The 15,813-nt window shown below is 66.1% G+C and carries 14 protein-coding genes; 7 read left to right on the forward strand and 7 right to left on the reverse strand.

The window, feature by feature from the left end:
- Positions 1-20: 20 nt before the first annotated feature.
- From mce to XW59_RS09160, 3 genes are all read left to right on the forward strand, one after another.
- Positions 21-425, forward strand: coding sequence for a methylmalonyl-CoA epimerase (gene mce, locus XW59_RS09150; RefSeq protein ID WP_047144655.1), 405 nt, complete (start codon positions 21-23; stop codon positions 423-425).
- A 1-nt stretch (position 426) separates the two neighbouring features.
- A complete protein-coding gene (locus tag XW59_RS09155; protein ID WP_047144656.1) occupies positions 427-693 on the forward strand; it encodes a DUF1467 family protein in 267 nt (88 codons plus the stop codon).
- 317 nt (positions 694-1,010) lie between these two features.
- A complete protein-coding gene (locus XW59_RS09160; protein WP_047144948.1) occupies positions 1,011-1,973 on the forward strand; it encodes a bile acid:sodium symporter family protein in 963 nt (320 codons plus the stop codon).
- 147 nt (positions 1,974-2,120) lie between these two features.
- Here the strand turns inward: XW59_RS09160 and XW59_RS09165 are convergent, their stop codons facing one another.
- A complete protein-coding gene (locus XW59_RS09165; protein WP_047144657.1) occupies positions 2,121-4,706 on the reverse strand; it encodes an FAD-dependent oxidoreductase in 2,586 nt (861 codons plus the stop codon).
- Between the two features lie 194 nt (positions 4,707-4,900).
- Positions 4,901-6,478 carry a trimethylamine methyltransferase family protein gene (locus tag XW59_RS09170; protein WP_047144658.1) on the reverse strand — a complete coding sequence of 526 codons (1,578 nt, stop codon included), beginning with the start codon at positions 6,476-6,478 and terminating at the stop codon, positions 4,901-4,903.
- Positions 6,479-6,601: 123 nt separating this feature from the next.
- Here XW59_RS09170 and solA point away from each other — a divergent pair, with 123 nt between their 5' ends.
- The 3 genes from solA (at position 6,602) to XW59_RS09185 (ending at position 9,926) form a co-directional block, all read left to right on the forward strand.
- Positions 6,602-7,726 (forward strand): N-methyl-L-tryptophan oxidase, encoded by a 1,125-nt coding sequence (solA, locus tag XW59_RS09175; protein ID WP_047144659.1) that lies wholly within the window; start codon positions 6,602-6,604, stop codon positions 7,724-7,726.
- A 222-nt stretch (positions 7,727-7,948) separates the two neighbouring features.
- Positions 7,949-9,325 carry an aspartate aminotransferase family protein gene (locus tag XW59_RS09180; RefSeq protein WP_047144660.1) on the forward strand — a complete coding sequence of 459 codons (1,377 nt, stop codon included), beginning with the start codon at positions 7,949-7,951 and terminating at the stop codon, positions 9,323-9,325.
- Between the two features lie 193 nt (positions 9,326-9,518).
- On the forward strand, positions 9,519-9,926 hold the full coding sequence (locus XW59_RS09185; RefSeq protein WP_047144661.1) for a carboxymuconolactone decarboxylase family protein: 408 nt from the start codon (positions 9,519-9,521) through the stop codon (positions 9,924-9,926).
- A 6-nt stretch (positions 9,927-9,932) separates the two neighbouring features.
- Here XW59_RS09185 and XW59_RS09190 read toward each other — a convergent pair whose 3' ends face one another.
- The 3 genes from XW59_RS09190 to XW59_RS09200 form a co-directional block, all read right to left on the reverse strand.
- Entirely contained in the window at positions 9,933-10,313 is a 381-nt protein-coding gene (locus tag XW59_RS09190) for a hypothetical protein (protein WP_047144662.1), read from the reverse strand.
- A gap of 259 nt (positions 10,314-10,572) precedes the next feature.
- Positions 10,573-11,457 carry a 3-hydroxyisobutyrate dehydrogenase gene (gene mmsB / locus XW59_RS09195; RefSeq protein WP_047144663.1) on the reverse strand — a complete coding sequence of 295 codons (885 nt, stop codon included), beginning with the start codon at positions 11,455-11,457 and terminating at the stop codon, positions 10,573-10,575.
- A 144-nt stretch (positions 11,458-11,601) separates the two neighbouring features.
- On the reverse strand, positions 11,602-12,768 hold the full coding sequence (locus tag XW59_RS09200; protein ID WP_047144949.1) for an isobutyryl-CoA dehydrogenase: 1,167 nt from the start codon (positions 12,766-12,768) through the stop codon (positions 11,602-11,604).
- Between the two features lie 150 nt (positions 12,769-12,918).
- On the opposite strand from XW59_RS09200, the gene XW59_RS09205 reads away from it, so the two are divergent.
- Positions 12,919-14,388: a cobyric acid synthase gene (locus XW59_RS09205; protein WP_137327004.1), complete on the forward strand. Its 1,470-nt coding sequence runs from the start codon at positions 12,919-12,921 to the stop codon at positions 14,386-14,388.
- Positions 14,389-14,452: 64 nt separating this feature from the next.
- Here the strand turns inward: XW59_RS09205 and XW59_RS09210 are convergent, their stop codons facing one another.
- The gene (locus XW59_RS09210; protein WP_047144665.1) at positions 14,453-14,881 is read right to left on the reverse strand and encodes a VOC family protein; all 429 of its coding nucleotides are present in this window, start codon (positions 14,879-14,881) and stop codon (positions 14,453-14,455) included.
- A gap of 74 nt (positions 14,882-14,955) precedes the next feature.
- Complete coding sequence (locus XW59_RS09215) at positions 14,956-15,807, reverse strand: helix-turn-helix domain-containing protein (RefSeq protein ID WP_246666046.1); 852 nt, start codon at positions 15,805-15,807, stop codon at positions 14,956-14,958.
- Positions 15,808-15,813: the final 6 nt, after the last annotated feature.

Genomic DNA, 15,813 nt, shown 5'->3' on the forward strand with positions numbered 1-15,813 from the left:
GGGAAAACGGGAGCGCGGACATGCTCGGACGTCTCAACCATGTGGCCCTCGTGGTGCCAGACCTCGCGGCGGCGAGCGCGCTTTATCGCGATACGCTGGGAGCCAGGGTGTCGGCGCCGCAGGCGCTGCCGGAACACGGCGTGACGGTGGTGTTCGTGGAGCTTCCCAACACCAAGGTGGAGCTTCTCGAGCCGCTGGGCGAGAATTCGACGATCCGCGGCTTCCTGGAGAAGAACCCCTCGGGCGGCATGCACCATATATGCTACGAGGTGGAGGACATTGTGGCCGCGCGCGAGCAGCTGAAGGCGGCGGGCGCGAGGGTGCTCGGCGACGACGAGCCGAAGATCGGCGCCCACGGCAAGCCGGTGCTGTTCCTGCATCCGAAGGATTTCATGGGCACGCTCGTCGAGCTGGAGCAGGTCTAGGATGAGCTGGATATCGATCTTCGCGATCTATTTCATCTTCTGGTGGGTGGTGCTGTTCGCCATGCTGCCATTCGGCCTGCGCACGCAGGACGAGGAGGGCGAGGTGACGCTGGGCACGACGGCAAGCGCGCCGAAGGGCCCGCACATGCTGAGGGCGATCATCCGCACGACCATCGTCTCCGGACTGATCTTCGGCGCCTTCTACGTGGCGGTCGCCGTCTACGGCTTCTCCTTCGACGACATTCCGCGGATTGCTCCGACACATTAAGGCGCGACGCGACCCTTCAGGTCCCCGACCGCGCCCAGGCCCTTGTTTTCACGCATGTCTTTCGAAAGCGGATGCCGCTTTCGAAAGACATGCTCCAGGCCCTTGCCGAAGCGATCCCAACGGAAAATCTTCCACGCCCTTCCCGGAGAGGGCGATGGCCCGGCCGTTTGTTTGGCGGCTTACCTTAAGTCACCTATAAAAAATGTCGTTCCGGCCGCTTCGGACTTGCCAATCCGTTAATTTGGCGTGAAAAACGCGCAACTTTCTGTCCCGTCCAGGGGCGGCTTCCCCAACATTTTTTCAAGGAAGTGGATCCCGTGAAAAGCATCGTTGCGTTCTCAGAATTCGTCGGCCGCACCTTCGCCGTCTGGGTGATCGTGTTCGCCGCGCTGGGCTTCGTCCTGCCGTCGACCTTCAGCATCTTCGCGCCGTGGATCGTGGTGCTGCTCGGCATCATCATGTTCGGCATGGGCCTGACCATCTCGGCCAAGGATTTCAGCGAAGTGGCCCGCCGGCCCTTCGACGTCGGCATCGGCGTGCTCTCGCAATTCCTCATCATGCCGCTTCTGGCGGTGCTGCTCACCCGCGTCATTCCGATGTCGCCGGAAGTGGCGGCGGGCGTCATCCTGGTCGGCTGCTGCCCGGGCGGCACGGCGAGCAACGTGATGACCTATCTCTCGAAGGGCGACGTTGCGCTGAGCGTGGCCTGCACCAGCGTCACCACGCTGATGGCGCCCGTCGTCACGCCCTTCCTCGTCTGGCTCTTCGCCAGCCAGTACCTGCCGGTCGACGCGATGAGCATGTTCCTGTCGATCGTCAAGGTGATCCTGGTGCCGCTGGCGCTCGGCTTCGCGCTTCAGAAGATCATGCCGAACGTGGTCAAGGCGGCCGTGCCGATGCTTCCGCTGGTCAGCGTGGTCGGCATCGTGCTGATCGTCGCGGCCGTGGTGGCAGTCAACAAGGCGGCCATCGCCCAGTCGGGCCTGCTGATCTTCGCGGTGGTGGTGCTGCACAACGGCTTCGGCCTCGCGCTCGGCTATTTCGCCGCGCGTTTCGCCGGCCTGTCGCTCGCCAAGCGCAAGGCGATCAGCATCGAGGTCGGCATGCAGAACAGCGGCCTGGGCGCGGCGCTCGCCAACGCGCATTTCTCGCCGCTGGCGGCGGTGCCGAGCGCGGTGTTCAGCGTCTGGCACAATATCTCCGGCGCGCTCATCGCCAATTATTTCTCGCGCATGCAGGACGAGGAAGGTACGGCGGCGGCGGCCCGCAAGGCGGGCTGACCATCCGGAGCACGCCGGAAAATTGATTGGGGCGCGGCGGGCAAGGCCGCGCCCGTTTTTCATGTGCCGGGCTGTTTCAGGTTGTCACTGGAGGCGCTGGAGGGGGCGCTCCTCCGCGTAAGCGATTCCATCTCGCCCGGCATCGCGCTAGGCGCGCATCCGCTCGCCCTTCGGATCGAACAGCGGCTCGATATTGATGCGGGCAGGGCGGCGGTGGCCGAGGATCTCGATCTCGAACAGGCCCTCGCTTTCGTCGTCGGCAAGCGCTGCCGGGACATAGCCTTGCGCGAGCGATTTTTTGACGTGGTGGCCGTAGCCGCCCGACGTCACCCAGCCCACCACGCGCCATTCGCCGTCGGCGATGCCGCGCACGGCGGAAGCACCCTGAGCGGCGGCGGAGCCGCGCGCCTCCTTGCCCGCGACGTCGAAGCGCGGCGCGCCGTAGCCGTGCGGCTTCTCGACCGTGCCGTAATCGGTCGCGCCGACCTTCGCCCAGATCGGCTCGTCGCCCATGACGTCGGCGTCGAGCGCGTCGACCACAAGCGACACGCGGCGCAGCTTCGGACCCTCGGCCTTTTCCCTTGCCGCCGCCTCGCGGCCGATGAAATCATTCTTCTCCAGCCTGATGAAGCGATCCATCGTTCCCTCGAACGGCCCGTAGATCGGCCGCAGCTCGCGAAACCAGGTCGGGAAGTTCTTTTCGAGCCGCATGGCGAGCAGGGCGCGCATGCCGAAATCGACGATGCCGAATTCCTCGCCCGCCTGCTTGAGCGCGCCATAGACGAGGCGCTGCCAGGCCGGCTGCATCCAGATTTCGTAGCCGAGATCGCCGGTGTAGCTGATGCGGTTGACCATGCAGGGCGCCCCGCCGACCGCGATCTCGCGGAAATCCATGAATTTGAAGGATTTCGTCGAAACGTCCTCATCGACGAGCTTTTGCAGCAGCGCCTGTGCCCGCGGGCCGGCGATGGCGAGGCCGACCAGCGTCTGGTCGAAGCGATGGATGCGGACGGAGCCGTCCTTGGGCAGGTGCTTCTCGAACCAGCGCATGTGGTATTTCTGCGCGGCCGAGGAGCCCCAGATCATGAAGCGCTCGTCGCCGGCCGGCCCTGAAGCGTTGGCAATGGTGAAGTCGCCGATCAGCTTGCCGAACTCGTTCAGCATCGGGGTGAGGACGATGCGGCCTTTCTTCGGCATCCGGTTGGTCATCAGCCGGTTGAGGAAGGCTTCGGCGCCCGGTCCCGACACCTCGTATTTGGCGAAATTGGCGATCTCGGTGACGCCGACCCGCTCGCGCACCGCGCGCACCTCGGCGCCGACATGCTCGAAATCGTTGGAGCGGTGGAAGGAGACGATGTCCCTGGGCCCGGTGCCCTCGGGCGCGAACCAGAGCGGCGTCTCCAGGCCCCATGAATCGCCCATGACGGCGTTCTGCGCCAGCATCGTGTCGTAGAGCGGCGTCGTCTGCGCCGGTCTTGCGACAGGCAGCTCCTCGTTGGGGAAGCGGATCGAGAAGCGGCGCGAATAGTTCTCGCGGACCTTGGCGTTGGTGTAGCGCAGGCTCGCCCATTCGCCGAAGCGGGCGACGTCCATGCCCCAGACGTCGAAGCCGGGGTCGCCGTCGACCATCCAGTTCGACAGCGCGAGCCCGACGCCGCCGCCCTGGGAAAAGCCCGCCATCACCGCGCAGGCGCACCAGAAATTCGTCAACCCCTGAACCGGGCCGACGAGCGGGTTGCCGTCGGGCGCGAAGGTGAAGGGGCCGTTGATGATCTGCTTGATGCCGGCATTGGCGATGCCCGGAAAATGCCTGAAGCCGATTTCCAGCGACGGCGCGATGCGGTCGAGGTCGGGCTGAAGCAGTTCATGGCCGAAATCCCACGGCGTTTCGACCGGCGACCACGGCTTGCACGCCTTCTCATAGGTGCCCAGCAGGATGCCGTTGCGTTCCTGGCGGGTGTAGATCTCGCCCTTGAAGTCGAGCACGCCGACCATCTCGCGTCCGGTGGCGGCGTTGAAGGCCTCGACCTCCGGCATCGGCTCGGTCAGCAGGTACATGTGCTCCATGGCCAGCAGCGGAAGCTCGAGACCCACCATGCGGCCGACCTCGCGCGCCCACAGCCCACCGCAATTGACGACGTGCTCGGCCTTCACCGTGCCCTGCTCGGTGACGACGTTCCAGGTGCCGTCGGCTTCCTGCGTCAACTCGACGACGCGGTTGCGCAGGACGATCTCGGCGCCGAGCTTCCTGGCTGCCTTGGCATAGGCGTGGGTGGTGCCGGAAGGGTCGAGATGGCCCTCGACCGGGTCCCACATGGCGCCGACGAAATTCGTCTCGTCCATCAGCGGGAACATCGCCTTGGCCTCGGACGGCGTGATCAGCTCGGTGTCCATGCCGAGATAGCGCCCCTTGGCATGCGCCAGCCGCAGGAAATCCATGCGTTCCGGGCTGTCGGCGAGCATGACGCCGCCGGTCAGATGCAGCGAGCAGGACTGGCCCGAAAGTTCCTCCAGCTCCTTGTAGAGCTGCACGGTGTAGGCCTGCAGCTTGGCGACGTTGGGATCGCCGTTGAGCGTGTGGAAGCCGCCGGCCGCATGCCAGGACGAACCGGAGGTCAGCTCCGAGCGCTCGATCAGCATGATTTCGGTCCAGCCGGCGCGGGCGAGGTGGTAGAGCACCGAGCAGCCGACGACACCGCCGCCGATCACAACAGCTTTTGCGTGGGTTTTCATGGGGTTGGCCTCCGATCTGGAGAGGTTGATTCAGGCGAGATCGCGAGCCGCTGACTCTTACTCAGCGGGTCGGCCCGTTGCAGGCGGGCGGGGGAGAACCGGAGATCGACGGCATCGGTAGCGAGGCGGCGTGGGGGGCGTCCGGTCATCCGCATTGCCTCAAACGGCGTGGGGGGCGCGTAAACATCGATCCCTCAGAAATCCGTCGGCGCGCCGCCCTCGGCGATGCGCTTTTCGACGAATTCGTCGAGCTCTTCACGGATCGCCGGGTCCATGGGCGGCTTCTCGTAGCTTGCCAGCCGCTCCTTCCAGACCCGGTTGGCGCGCTCGATCGCGGTGGGCGAGCCGGCCTGCGCCCAGGTCTCGTAATTGCGCCAGTCGGAGAGGATCGGCGCATAGAAGGCGTTCTTGTAGCGGGCCTGGGTGTGGGGCGTGCCGAAGAAATGCCCGCCGGGGCCGACCTCGCGGATCGCATCGACGGCGAGCGCGTCGTCGGAAAGATCGAGCGGCGTGAGGAACTCGGCCACCATCTGCAGGAGGTCGATGTCGAGGATCGTCTTCTCGTAGGAGCAGCGCAGGCCGCCTTCCAGCCAGCCGGCGCCGTGCAGCATGAAATTGCCGCCGCCCTGGATCGCGCCCCATAGCGAGAAGACGCTTTCATAGGCGGCCTGCGCGTCGACCGTGTTGGCCGCGCAGGTGTTGGAGGTGCGGTAGGGGATGCGGTAGCGGCGCGCGAGCTGGCCGCCGACCATCTGCGCCTTCATGTATTCCGGCGTGCCGAAGGCCGGCGCGCCCGACTTCATGTCGACATTGGAAGTGAAACCGCCATAGCCGACCGGCGCGCCCTTGCGCACCATCTGGGTGAACGCGATGCCGGAAAGCGCCTCGGCGTTCTGCTGGACCAGCGCGCCGGCGATGGTGACGGGCGCCATGGCGCCGGAAAGGGTGAACGGCGTGACGATCACCACCTGGCCCAAGGACGACATCTGGATGATGCCTTCGAGCATCGGGATATCGAGTTTCAGCGGCGAGTTGGTGTTGATGATGGTGTAGACGGAGGGCTCGTCGACGAGCTGCTCGCGCGAGACGCCGCGGGCGATGCGGGCGATCTCGATGCCGTCGACATTGCGCTCGCGGCCCAGCGAATAGATGTGGAAGACCTTGTCGGTGAGCGTGGCGAGGTCGCGGATACATTCGAGGTGGCGGATCGAGGGATGGACGTCGATCGGCTCGACCGGATAGCCGCCGGTGGTGTGCAGGATGTTGTGCATCTGGGCCAGCTTGACGAAATTGCGGTAGTCGGCCTGGTTGCCGGGGCGCCTGCCGCCGTCGAGATCCGAGCAGTTGGGGGCCGAGCCCATCTGGGCGAAGATGATGTTGTCGCCGCCGAAGCGGACATCATGCGCCGGATTGCGGGCATGCACGGTGAATTCGGAAGGGGCGTGCGCGATCAGTTCGAGGATCATGCCAGGATCGAAGCGGACGCGTTCGGACCCTTCGCGGACGTCGGCGCCGTGCTCCTTCATAATGCGCCGGGCGTCGGCGTGGAGAACGTCGACGCCGATCTCCTTCAGGACGCGCAGGGAGGCGAGGTGGATCGCCTCCAGCTCGTCCACCGAGACGATCTGCGTCGGCGGGAAGGGAATGCGCAATTGCCGGAAGGGCGGCTGCTCGAAGGCCGCGCCGGCGCCGGCGCGCTTTCCCGCCCGGCCGCCGCGCCTGCTGCGCTCCGTACCGCCCGTCATCTCGTCCGGCGATGTCAATTGCGTCATTCCGGCCTCCGAGGATCGCTGCATTTTCGCCCCGCATAATGGACTGACGTGCCGGCAGCCATTAATGAAGCGGCGACCAGAAGCGCCAAAGAAGCGACATGGGCGGATGCCCGGAAGGAGAGCATGGTTTACGACGTTGCGGTGGTTGGGCTGGGTGCGATGGGGGCCGCGGCGCTCTGCGACCTGGCAAGGCGGGGAAAGCGCGTGCTCGGGCTGGAGCGCTTCGAGCGCGGCCATGCGCGCGGCTCCTCGCATGGCGAAAGCCGGGCGATCCGCCTCGGCTATTTCGAGCATCCCTCCTATGTGCCGCTGGCGCGCGCTGCCTATGAGCGCTGGTACGAGCTGGAGAGGCTGACCGGTCGCAGCGTCTTGAGCAAAACCGGCGTGCTGGAGATCGGAAGGCCCGGCAGCGTGATCGTCGCGGGCTCGCTCGCGGCAAGCCGGCTGCACGGACTGCCGCATGAGGTCCTCGACGCGGCGGAAATCGCCCGGCGCTATCCGCAGTTCATGCTTCCGCGGGATTATTCGGCGGTCTGGCAGCCGGACGGCGGCTTCGTGCGGCCCGAGCTCGGCAACGAGCTTCACCTGAGACTGGCCGAGGAAGCGGGCGCGAGAAGCGCGTTCGGGGCGAAGGTGACGGCAATCGAGCCGGGGCCGTCCTCGATCCGAATTCGAACGAGGGACGGCGATTTCGAGGCCGCCTCGGTGGTGATCGCCGCCGGCGCCTGGATCGGCGACCTGGTGCCGGCGCTGGCGCCGAAGCTGACGACCACGCGCCAGGTGCTGTGCTGGTTCCGGGCGCACGACCCGGAGGCGGTGAAGCTAGGGGCGCTGCCGGTTTTCATCGTCGACGGTGAGGAGGACATCGCCTATGGCTTTCCCGATATCGGCGCAGGCCTCAAATGCGCCTCGCACCACGACAGCGGTGTCTGGAGCCATGCCGACGAGGCCCGGCAGGACGCGGGGCCGGCGGACGAAGCGCGGATGCGGCGTTTCCTGGAGAGCTACCTGCCGGCAGGCGCGGGCGCGCTCGCGGCGATGCAGACATGCATCTACACAAAGACGCCGGACGAGGATTTCGTCATCGACCTGCACCCGCAAGACCGGCGGATCGTGGTCGCCTCGCCGTGCTCGGGCCACGGATACAAGTTCGCCAGCGTGATCGGCGAGGTGCTGGCCGATCTGGCGATAGAGGGCGAGACGCAGCACGACATCTCACGCTTCGGAATCGGGCGGCTGCTCGGCTGAAGCGCCGCCGCTTGAACATTCCCTCCCTGCTCGGCTACACTTCACACCATGAACATGGGCCGCAAGCTTTCCGGACGCCGCCAGATGGCCGTCACGCCGTCGCCGCGCACGCGGCACACGGAATTGCTGCGGCTATGCGCGCGCATCGGCTATTCGCCACCCGCTCTCGTTTGAATTCGCTTCGGCTTTTGCCAGATCGATTCAAACGGAGGTCATAACCAGATGACATATCAGAACTATTCGCTTTCGCAGTTGCAGGCGATCGACGCCGCGCATCATCTCCATCCCTTCACCGATCACAAGGATTTGCGCAACACCGGCTCGCGCATCATCACGCGCGCCGAGGGGCCGTTCATCTACGATTCGGAAGGCAACGAAATCCTCGACGGCATGGCCGGCCTATGGTGCGTCAATGTCGGCTATGGCCGCGACGAGCTTGCCGAGGCCGCCTACAAGCAGATGAAGGAATTGCCCTACTACAATTCCTTCTTCCGCTGTTCGACGCCGACGCCGGTGCTGCTTTCCAAGAAGCTGGCGGAGATCGCGCCCGCCGGCATGAGCCAGGTCTTCTACGGCTCGTCCGGTTCCGAGGCGAACGACACCGCGCTGCGTCTCGTCCGGCATTATTGGGCGCTGGAGGGCAGGCCCGAGAAGAACATCGTGATCTCGCGCAACATGGCCTATCACGGTTCGACGGTCGCCGGCGCCTCGCTCGGCGGCATGGCCGGCATGCACGGCCAGCTCGGCGGGGCGGTGCCCAACATCGTCCACGTCATGATGCCCTATGCGTTCGAGCTGGCGCTGCCGGGCGAGAGCGACCATGATTTCGGCATCCGCGCGGCGAGGGCGGTCGAAACGGCGATCCTGGAAGCCGGCGCCGACAAGGTCGCAGCCTTTATCGGCGAACCGATCCAGGGTGCGGGCGGCGTCAAGATACCGCCGGCGAGCTACTGGCCGGAAGTCCAGCGCATCTGCCGCAAATACGACGTGCTCCTGATGCTCGACGAGGTGATTACCGGTTACGGGCGCACGGGCGAGTGGTTCGCGGCGCAGTCGATGGGTATCGAGCCGGACACGATGACGACGGCCAAGGCGCTCACCTCCGGCTACCAGCCGCTTTCGGCGCTCTTCGTCGGCGACCGCATCGCCTCCGCGATCGTCGAGAAGGGCGGGGAATTCTACCACGGCTACACCTATTCGGGGCATCCGGTCGCCTGCGCGGTGGCGCTCGCCAATCTCGAGATCATCGAGAAGGAGGGCCTGATCGAGCGGGTGAAGAACGACACCGGCCCGTATTTCCGCAAGGCGCTGACGGAGCGGCTGTCGGCAAGCGGCATCGTCGGCGAGGTGCGGACCTTCGGCCTGATGGGCGCGATCGAGATCGTCAAGGACAAGGAGACGCGCGAGCGTTTTCCGGGCGAGGGGGCGGCGGCCGCGGCCGTTCGCGACCATGCGATCGCCAACGGCATGATGCTGCGCGCCACCGGCGACACGATGATCCTGTCGCCGCCGTTGATCTGGACGAGGCAGACGGTCGACATGGCCGCCGAGCGGATCGCCAAGGCGCTGGAGCTGGCGGAGCGGGAACTGCGCGCCTAGCGGCTGCCCGGCGCGGATTTACCCCCACCCCCAACCCCTCCCCACAAAGGGGGGAGGGGATTTGGTTGCGGTGCCTACGTATCCGCCCGCGATCGACGTCGGCCGGCAGGGTGCTCCTCACCGCCGCCTCTTGCGGCGCTTTGCAAAGAAGGTAAGCCTTTGCCGCGAACCCGAATTGTCGAGGAGAACATTCATGGCCACCAACCCGATCGTCCCGCTGGTCGAATACGAGAACGCCCCGGAGCCCGTGCGCGCCGTCTATGACGACATCATGCGGACGCGCGGCACCGACTGGATAAACAATTTCTGGAAGGTGCTGGCGCACGATCCGGCACTGCTCAAGCGCACCTGGGAGGACATCAAGCAGGTAATGGCGCCGGGCGCGCTCGATCCGCTGACCAAGGAGATGATCTATATCGCCGTGTCGGCGACGAATGGCTGCGAATATTGCACCTACTCTCACACGGCCTCGGCGCGGACCAAGGGCATGTCGAACGAGCAGTTGATGGAACTGATGGCCGTGGTGGGCATGGCCAACGAAACCAACCGGCTCGCCAATGGCCTGCGTCCGCCGGTCGACGAACAGTTCACGCCGCGCTGAGCGAGGTCAGCCCTGCCGCCATAGCCGCAGGATCTCGTCGCCGACGAGGAGTCCCGCCGAGGCGGCGAGAAAGAAGCCTGCGATATAGCCCGCCAGCACCAGGGTCGCGCGCATGGGCGGGCGACCGCTCTGGTAGAGGTAGACGGCGAGGCCGACCGGCACGAGCAGCACGGTCAGTATCCGCGCAGCGACGCCGCGCTTGACATCGCGAAGGCGCGCGTCCTCGATCTGCCACCACGCGGTCAGCAGAATGATCCCGACCATCTGCACGAGGTCGTTCCAGGTGTAGGAATAGAGATGGGTCCGCCAGATCGAGTCGATGATCGCGCCGCCGCCGACGAAAGCCAGCAGGCCGGCATAGATCCAGCTTCTCTTCCCAAGATGCATTCGCCGATCTCCGGACCAAACAGCAAAAACCGCGCTCTCCGGGCGGGGAGAAACGCGGCTTTGCCAAATCACGCAGGCGCTTCGCTACCTTATACGCTGCGAAGGTTACGGCTCCGGTACGCAATACCTGTTCCGGAGCAGCGAGACGGTTTGCGACGTCCGCCTCGCAGTCCGTTCTACAGGGACATCGTTACCGCGTGGTTAGCGAGACCTTAAACAAATCTAAATTTTTAATTTTTCTGGGTTAACGGAGGGCTCGTTATCCGACATCCCCGCGCAGGAACTTGATGATGCCGGAAAAATCCGTCCCGCCATGGCCGAGCGCGTTGAAGAGCGCGTAGAGCTGCATGGCTTCGGCACCCAGCGGCGTGACCGCGCCGGCGCCCTGGGCCGCCTCCTGCGCGAGCTTCAGATCCTTCAGCATCAGCGCGGCGGCGAAGCCCGGCTTGTAGTCGCGGTTGGCGGGCGAGGTCGGCACCGGTCCCGGCACCGGGCAATAGGTGTTGATCGACCAGCACTGGCCGGACGAGGTGGAGGCCACGTCGAACAGCGCCTGATGCGACAGGCCGAGCTTTTCCGCGAGCACGAAGGCCTCGCCGACTCCGATCATCGAGATGCCGAGGATCATGTTGTTGCAGATCTTGGCCGCCTGGCCGGCGCCGGCGTCGCCGCAATGGACGATGCGGCCGGCCATCGGTTGCAGGATCGGCTCGGCCCTGTCGAAGGCGTCTTTCGAGCCGCCGGCCATGAAGGTGAGGGTGCCCGCCTCCGCGCCGCCGACACCGCCCGAGACGGGCGCGTCGATGGAGAGCATGCCCGCCTCGGAAGCGATCGCGTGGGCCTTGCGCGCGGAATCGACGTCGATCGTCGAGGAATCGATGAAGAGCGTGCCCTTCGCCGCCTGGCCGATTATCTCGCCATAGACGGCGAGGACGTGCTTGCCGGCCGGCAGCATGGTGACGACCACCTCCGCATCCTCGAGCGCGGCAATGGCATCGGCCATGACCGTTACGCCGTGCTCGCGCGCGACGGTCAGGTTTTCGGGCACGAGGTCGAAGCCCTGCACCGCATGACCGGCCTTCACGAGATTGGCGGCCATCGGATTGCCCATGTTGCCGAGGCCGATGAATGCGATGGTGGTCATGGGTTCCTCCGGGGATTAGGGGATTAGGGGAGTAGGGGATTAAGGGAGTAGGGGAGCAGAGGTCGGGAAGCCGTCCCTGGATGGCGACGGGAACTGTCGGAAACGTGCGGGCTGCCGAACATACTCCCTTACTCCCTTAATCCCTCACCTCCCGATCAGATTCCGCGCGATGATGACGCGCATGATTTCGTTGGTGCCTTCGAGAATCTGGTGGACGCGCAGGTCGCGCACCAGCTTCTCGACGCCATATTCGTGCAGGTAGCCGTAGCCGCCGTGGATCTGCAGCGCCTCGTTGGCGATGTCGAAACAGGTGTCGGTGACGAAGCGCTTGGCCATCGCCGACCATTTCGAGGCGTCGTGCGCCTTGCGGTCGAGCTTGGAAGCTGCGGTGTAGAGCATCACGCGCGAGGCCTGCAGCTCGGTCTCCATGTCGGCGAGCTTGAACTGCAGCGCCTGGAACTGGTCGATCGCCTTGCCGAACGCCTCGCGCTCGCCGGCATAGGCGAGCGCCTTGTCGAGCGCGGCCTGGGCGCCGCCGAGCGAGCAGGCGGCGATGTTGAGCCGGCCGCCGTCGAGCCCGGCCATGGCGATGCCGAAGCCCTTGCCTTCGCCGGAGAGAAGGTTCTCCGCGGGCACCCTGCAATCCTCGAAGATCACCTGCCGGGTGGGTTGGATGTGCCAGCCCATCTTGCTCTCGCTAGGACCGAAGGAGAGGCCGGGCGCGTCCTTCGGCACGACGATGGTGGAGATGCCCTTGGGGCCTTCCTCGCCGGTGCGGACCATGGCGACGTAGACGTCGGATTCGCCGGCGCCCGAAATGAACTGCTTGGTGCCGTTGAGCACGTAGTCGCCGCCCGAGCGCACGGCGCGCGTCTTCAGCGCGGCGGCGTCGGAGCCCGCGCCCGGCTCGGTGAGGCAGTAGCTCGCCAGCCATTCCATCGAGGTCAGTCGCGGCAGGAAGCGCCGGCGCTGCTCCTCGTCGCCGAATATATCGATCATCCACGACGCCATGTTGTGGATGGAGATGAAGGAGGAGAAGCCCGGGCAGGCGGCGGCCAGCGCCTCGAAGATCAGCACGGCGTCGAGCCGGCCGAGCCCCGAGCCGCCGACATCCTCGCGCACATAGATGCCGCCGAAGCCGAGCGTTCCGGTTTCGCGGACGACGTTTGCCGGGAAATATTTCTCCTTGTCCCAGTCGAGCGCGTATGGCGCGACCCGGTCGGCGGCGAAGGCCGCCGTCATCTCCTGTATCGCGCGCTGATCCTGGTTGAGCTCGAACTGGCTCGCGCCGGCGTCCGCCGCAGCATCCATGGCAACCTCCCGCAAGGCCGCAGCCTCGTATTGCTTGTGCTCGACCGGCAATTTAGACCATTGGGCAGGCTGTGCAATGCGCCGCCTCCGCAAAGACGTTGTGCGGAGATGCGACAACGGAAGGTGCAAGATGTCGAGAGCTGGAATTTGATGGCGCGGGCGATCATGCTGCAGGGTACCGGCTCCGATGTCGGCAAGACGCTGCTGGTGGCGGGGCTGTGCCGGCTGGCGCGCAACCGCGGCCTGCGCGTGAAGCCGTTCAAGCCGCAGAACATGTCGAACAACGCCGCCGTGGCCGATATACCGGGCTCCGCGATGGGCGGCGAGATCGGCCGCGCGCAATGGCTGCAGGCTCTCGCCTCCGGGGTCGAGCCGACGGTCGACATGAACCCGGTGCTCCTGAAGCCGCAATCCGACATCGGCTCGCAGATCGTGGTGCAGGGCAGGGTCCATGGCGAGGCGCGGGCGCGCGACTACCAGCGTCTCAAGGCGACGCTGATGGATGCCGTCATGCAGTCCTGGGAAAGGCTCCGCGAGGATGCCGATCTCGTCGTCGTCGAAGGCGCCGGCTCGCCGGCCGAGATCAACCTGCGGCCGCGCGACATCGCCAATATGGGGTTCGCGACGCGGGCCGGCGTTCCGGTCGTGCTGGTGGGCGACATCGACCGGGGCGGGGTGATCGCGGCGATCGCCGGCACGCATCTCATCCTGCCGGAGGAAGATCGCGCGATGATCGCCGGCTACCTGATCAACAAGTTCCGCGGCGACGTCACGCTGTTCGATGACGGGCTCGAGGCGATCACGCGCTTCACCGGCTGGCGCTCCTTCGGCGTCGTGCCGTGGCTGCGCGAGGCCGCGCTCCTGCCGTCGGAGGATTCCGTCATCCTCGAACGGGTGAGCCGCGGCGAGGAGAAGGCGTTCCGGATCGCGGTGCCGATGCTGTCGCGGATCGCCAATTTCGACGATCTCGATCCCCTTCGGGCCGAGGCGAATGTGGAGGTGGTGTTCGTGCCGCCGGGCGAGAGGCTGCCGCGCGATGCCGGGCTCGTGGTCATTCCCGGCTCGAAATCGACCATCGCCGACCTGGCGATGTTGCGCGAGAACGGCTGGGACGCCGACCTTGCAGCGCACCGCCGACGCGGCGGCCACGTCGTCGGGCTGTGCGGCGGCTACCAGATGCTGGGGCGAAGCGTGACCGATCCGCAGGGAATAGAAGGCGCGAGCCGTGAGGCGGAAGGGCTCGGCCTGCTCGACGTCGAGACCGTGCTGGAGCCGGAAAAGACGGTGCGCAACGTGGCGGCGCATTCGCTGGCCTTCGACGAGCCGCTTTCCGGCTACGAAATTCATCTCGGCCGCACCTCGGGCGCGGATTGCCTGCGCCCGCCGGTGACGATCGACGGCGTTGCCGACGGCGCCGCCTCGCCGGACGGGCGGGTCTGGGGCACCTATCTGCACGGGATCTTCGCCGCCGACGGTTTCCGCAGGCAGTTCCTGGAGAGCCTCGGTGTCAGGGGCGCGGGCGTCGACTATCGCGCCGAGATCGAGCGCGCGCTCGACGCGATAGCCTCGCATCTGGAAACCCATGTCGATTGCGAGGCGCTTTTCGCTGCCGCCCGATAGGATGAGAAGTCGAATCCGGTTTCTATCCTAAGCGGCTGTTCCCAAAGTGGATTCGGCGTCGCCGTCAGGGCTTCTCGTCGGCTTTCGGCCAATAGGTGCCGAAGCACCAGACATTGCCTTCCGGATCGCGGCAGATGAACTCGCGGCTGCCATAGTCGCGATCGACGAGCTCCTCCTCGATGGTCGCGCCGGCGGCGCTTGCGCGCCGATAGAGCGCGTCGGCGTCGTCGACGGCGATGTAGAGCGATTTGCCGCCGGTCGCGGCCGGACCGCCGACGATGTCGCCATATTCGTCCTCGCGCGCCTGGCCCACCATGATGATCGAGGAGCCAAAGGCGAGCTCGGCATGCTGCACGGTGCCCTTGTCGTCCTTGTAGCTGGCGCGCACGGTGAAGCCGAAGGCCTCGCCGAGCCAGTCGATCATCCTGGCGGCGTCGCGGAAGCGGAAGGTCGCGTAGATGCGCGGCGGTTCGATCGGTTTGAAGTCTGGCATCGTCGTCTCCTTTGATGCTGAAGGAAGACGCAGACTGGCAGGTTTCGGTTCCGCGCTATTGAAGAAATGTAACCTCAGCGGAATGCCGACAGCCATGCCGCGGGCGTCGCCCCGGCAAGCTCGGAGAATTCGCGCACCAGATGCGCCTGGTCGGCATAGCCGGCGGCCGCGGCGATATCGGCCCAGCCCCTTTCGCGCCCGCCCGACGCCAGCGCCTGCGCGCGGTTGAAGCGGACGATGCGCGCGACCGCCTTCGGCGCGCAGCCGATCTCCTCGCGGAAACGCCCGGCAAGATGCTTCCGGCTCCAGCCGGCCTCCTCGGCGATGCGCGCCATCGTCACGCGCCCGCCGGACGCGACGATCCTGGCATAGGCCCGTCCGGTGGCCGCGCAGGCGAGGGGAGCCGTACGCAGGCGGGTTTCGAGGAAATCCTCCGCGATGTCGAAACGCGTCTCCCAATCGGCCTCCTCTCCGAGCCGGTCGCTCAGGCGGAGGAGATCCCGATCCGCGAGGTCGTCGAGGGGGACCATCCTGTCGGCAAGTTCCGACAGCGGGAATCTGAAGAAGCGCCGCGCGCCGGGCGGCGTGAAATTGACCTGCAGGCAATGGGTGGTGCCCGGCGAGCGGATATGCACCGGTCCGCCATAGAGCCCGGCCGAGAAGCTTCCAAACCGCTCGTCGCTCGAAGGCGCGCGCCCGAGGGCGATCTCATACGGGGCGCCGAAGGAGACGATCAGCGGGATGTCGAGCGAAGCGGTCTCGGTCATGCTGGTTCGAAGGCCGGAACGCTCGCGATAGATCACGATCCTCGACACGAGGCCGGCCATGCCGGGCGGAGACGTGCGCTCGTGCATGACGAAACCGTCGCGCTCGATCACGGTCGTGGGCGGGCGAGCTGGGTGAGACGCGGCGGTGAGCTGGTCCATGGCAGG

This window comes from Aquamicrobium sp. LC103, assembly GCF_001014615.2.
Classification (GTDB): domain Bacteria; phylum Pseudomonadota; class Alphaproteobacteria; order Rhizobiales; family Rhizobiaceae; genus LBCQ02.

Coding starts and splice junctions, on each gene's coding strand:
- mce (WP_047144655.1), top strand. CDS start 21: ATGCTCGGACGTCTCAACCATGTGGCCCTCGTGGTGCCAGACCTCGCG.
- XW59_RS09155 (WP_047144656.1), top strand. CDS start 427: ATGAGCTGGATATCGATCTTCGCGATCTATTTCATCTTCTGGTGGGTG.
- XW59_RS09165 (WP_047144657.1), bottom strand. CDS start 4,706: ATGAAAACCCACGCAAAAGCTGTTGTGATCGGCGGCGGTGTCGTCGGC.
- XW59_RS09170 (WP_047144658.1), bottom strand. CDS start 6,478: ATGACGCAATTGACATCGCCGGACGAGATGACGGGCGGTACGGAGCGC.
- solA (WP_047144659.1), top strand. CDS start 6,602: ATGGTTTACGACGTTGCGGTGGTTGGGCTGGGTGCGATGGGGGCCGCG.
- XW59_RS09180 (WP_047144660.1), top strand. CDS start 7,949: ATGACATATCAGAACTATTCGCTTTCGCAGTTGCAGGCGATCGACGCC.
- XW59_RS09185 (WP_047144661.1), top strand. CDS start 9,519: ATGGCCACCAACCCGATCGTCCCGCTGGTCGAATACGAGAACGCCCCG.
- XW59_RS09190 (WP_047144662.1), bottom strand. CDS start 10,313: ATGCATCTTGGGAAGAGAAGCTGGATCTATGCCGGCCTGCTGGCTTTC.
- mmsB (WP_047144663.1), bottom strand. CDS start 11,457: ATGACCACCATCGCATTCATCGGCCTCGGCAACATGGGCAATCCGATG.
- XW59_RS09200 (WP_047144949.1), bottom strand. CDS start 12,768: ATGGATGCTGCGGCGGACGCCGGCGCGAGCCAGTTCGAGCTCAACCAG.
- XW59_RS09205 (WP_137327004.1), top strand. CDS start 12,919: ATGGCGCGGGCGATCATGCTGCAGGGTACCGGCTCCGATGTCGGCAAG.
- XW59_RS09210 (WP_047144665.1), bottom strand. CDS start 14,881: ATGCCAGACTTCAAACCGATCGAACCGCCGCGCATCTACGCGACCTTC.
- XW59_RS09215 (WP_246666046.1), bottom strand. CDS start 15,807: ATGGACCAGCTCACCGCCGCGTCTCACCCAGCTCGCCCGCCCACGACC.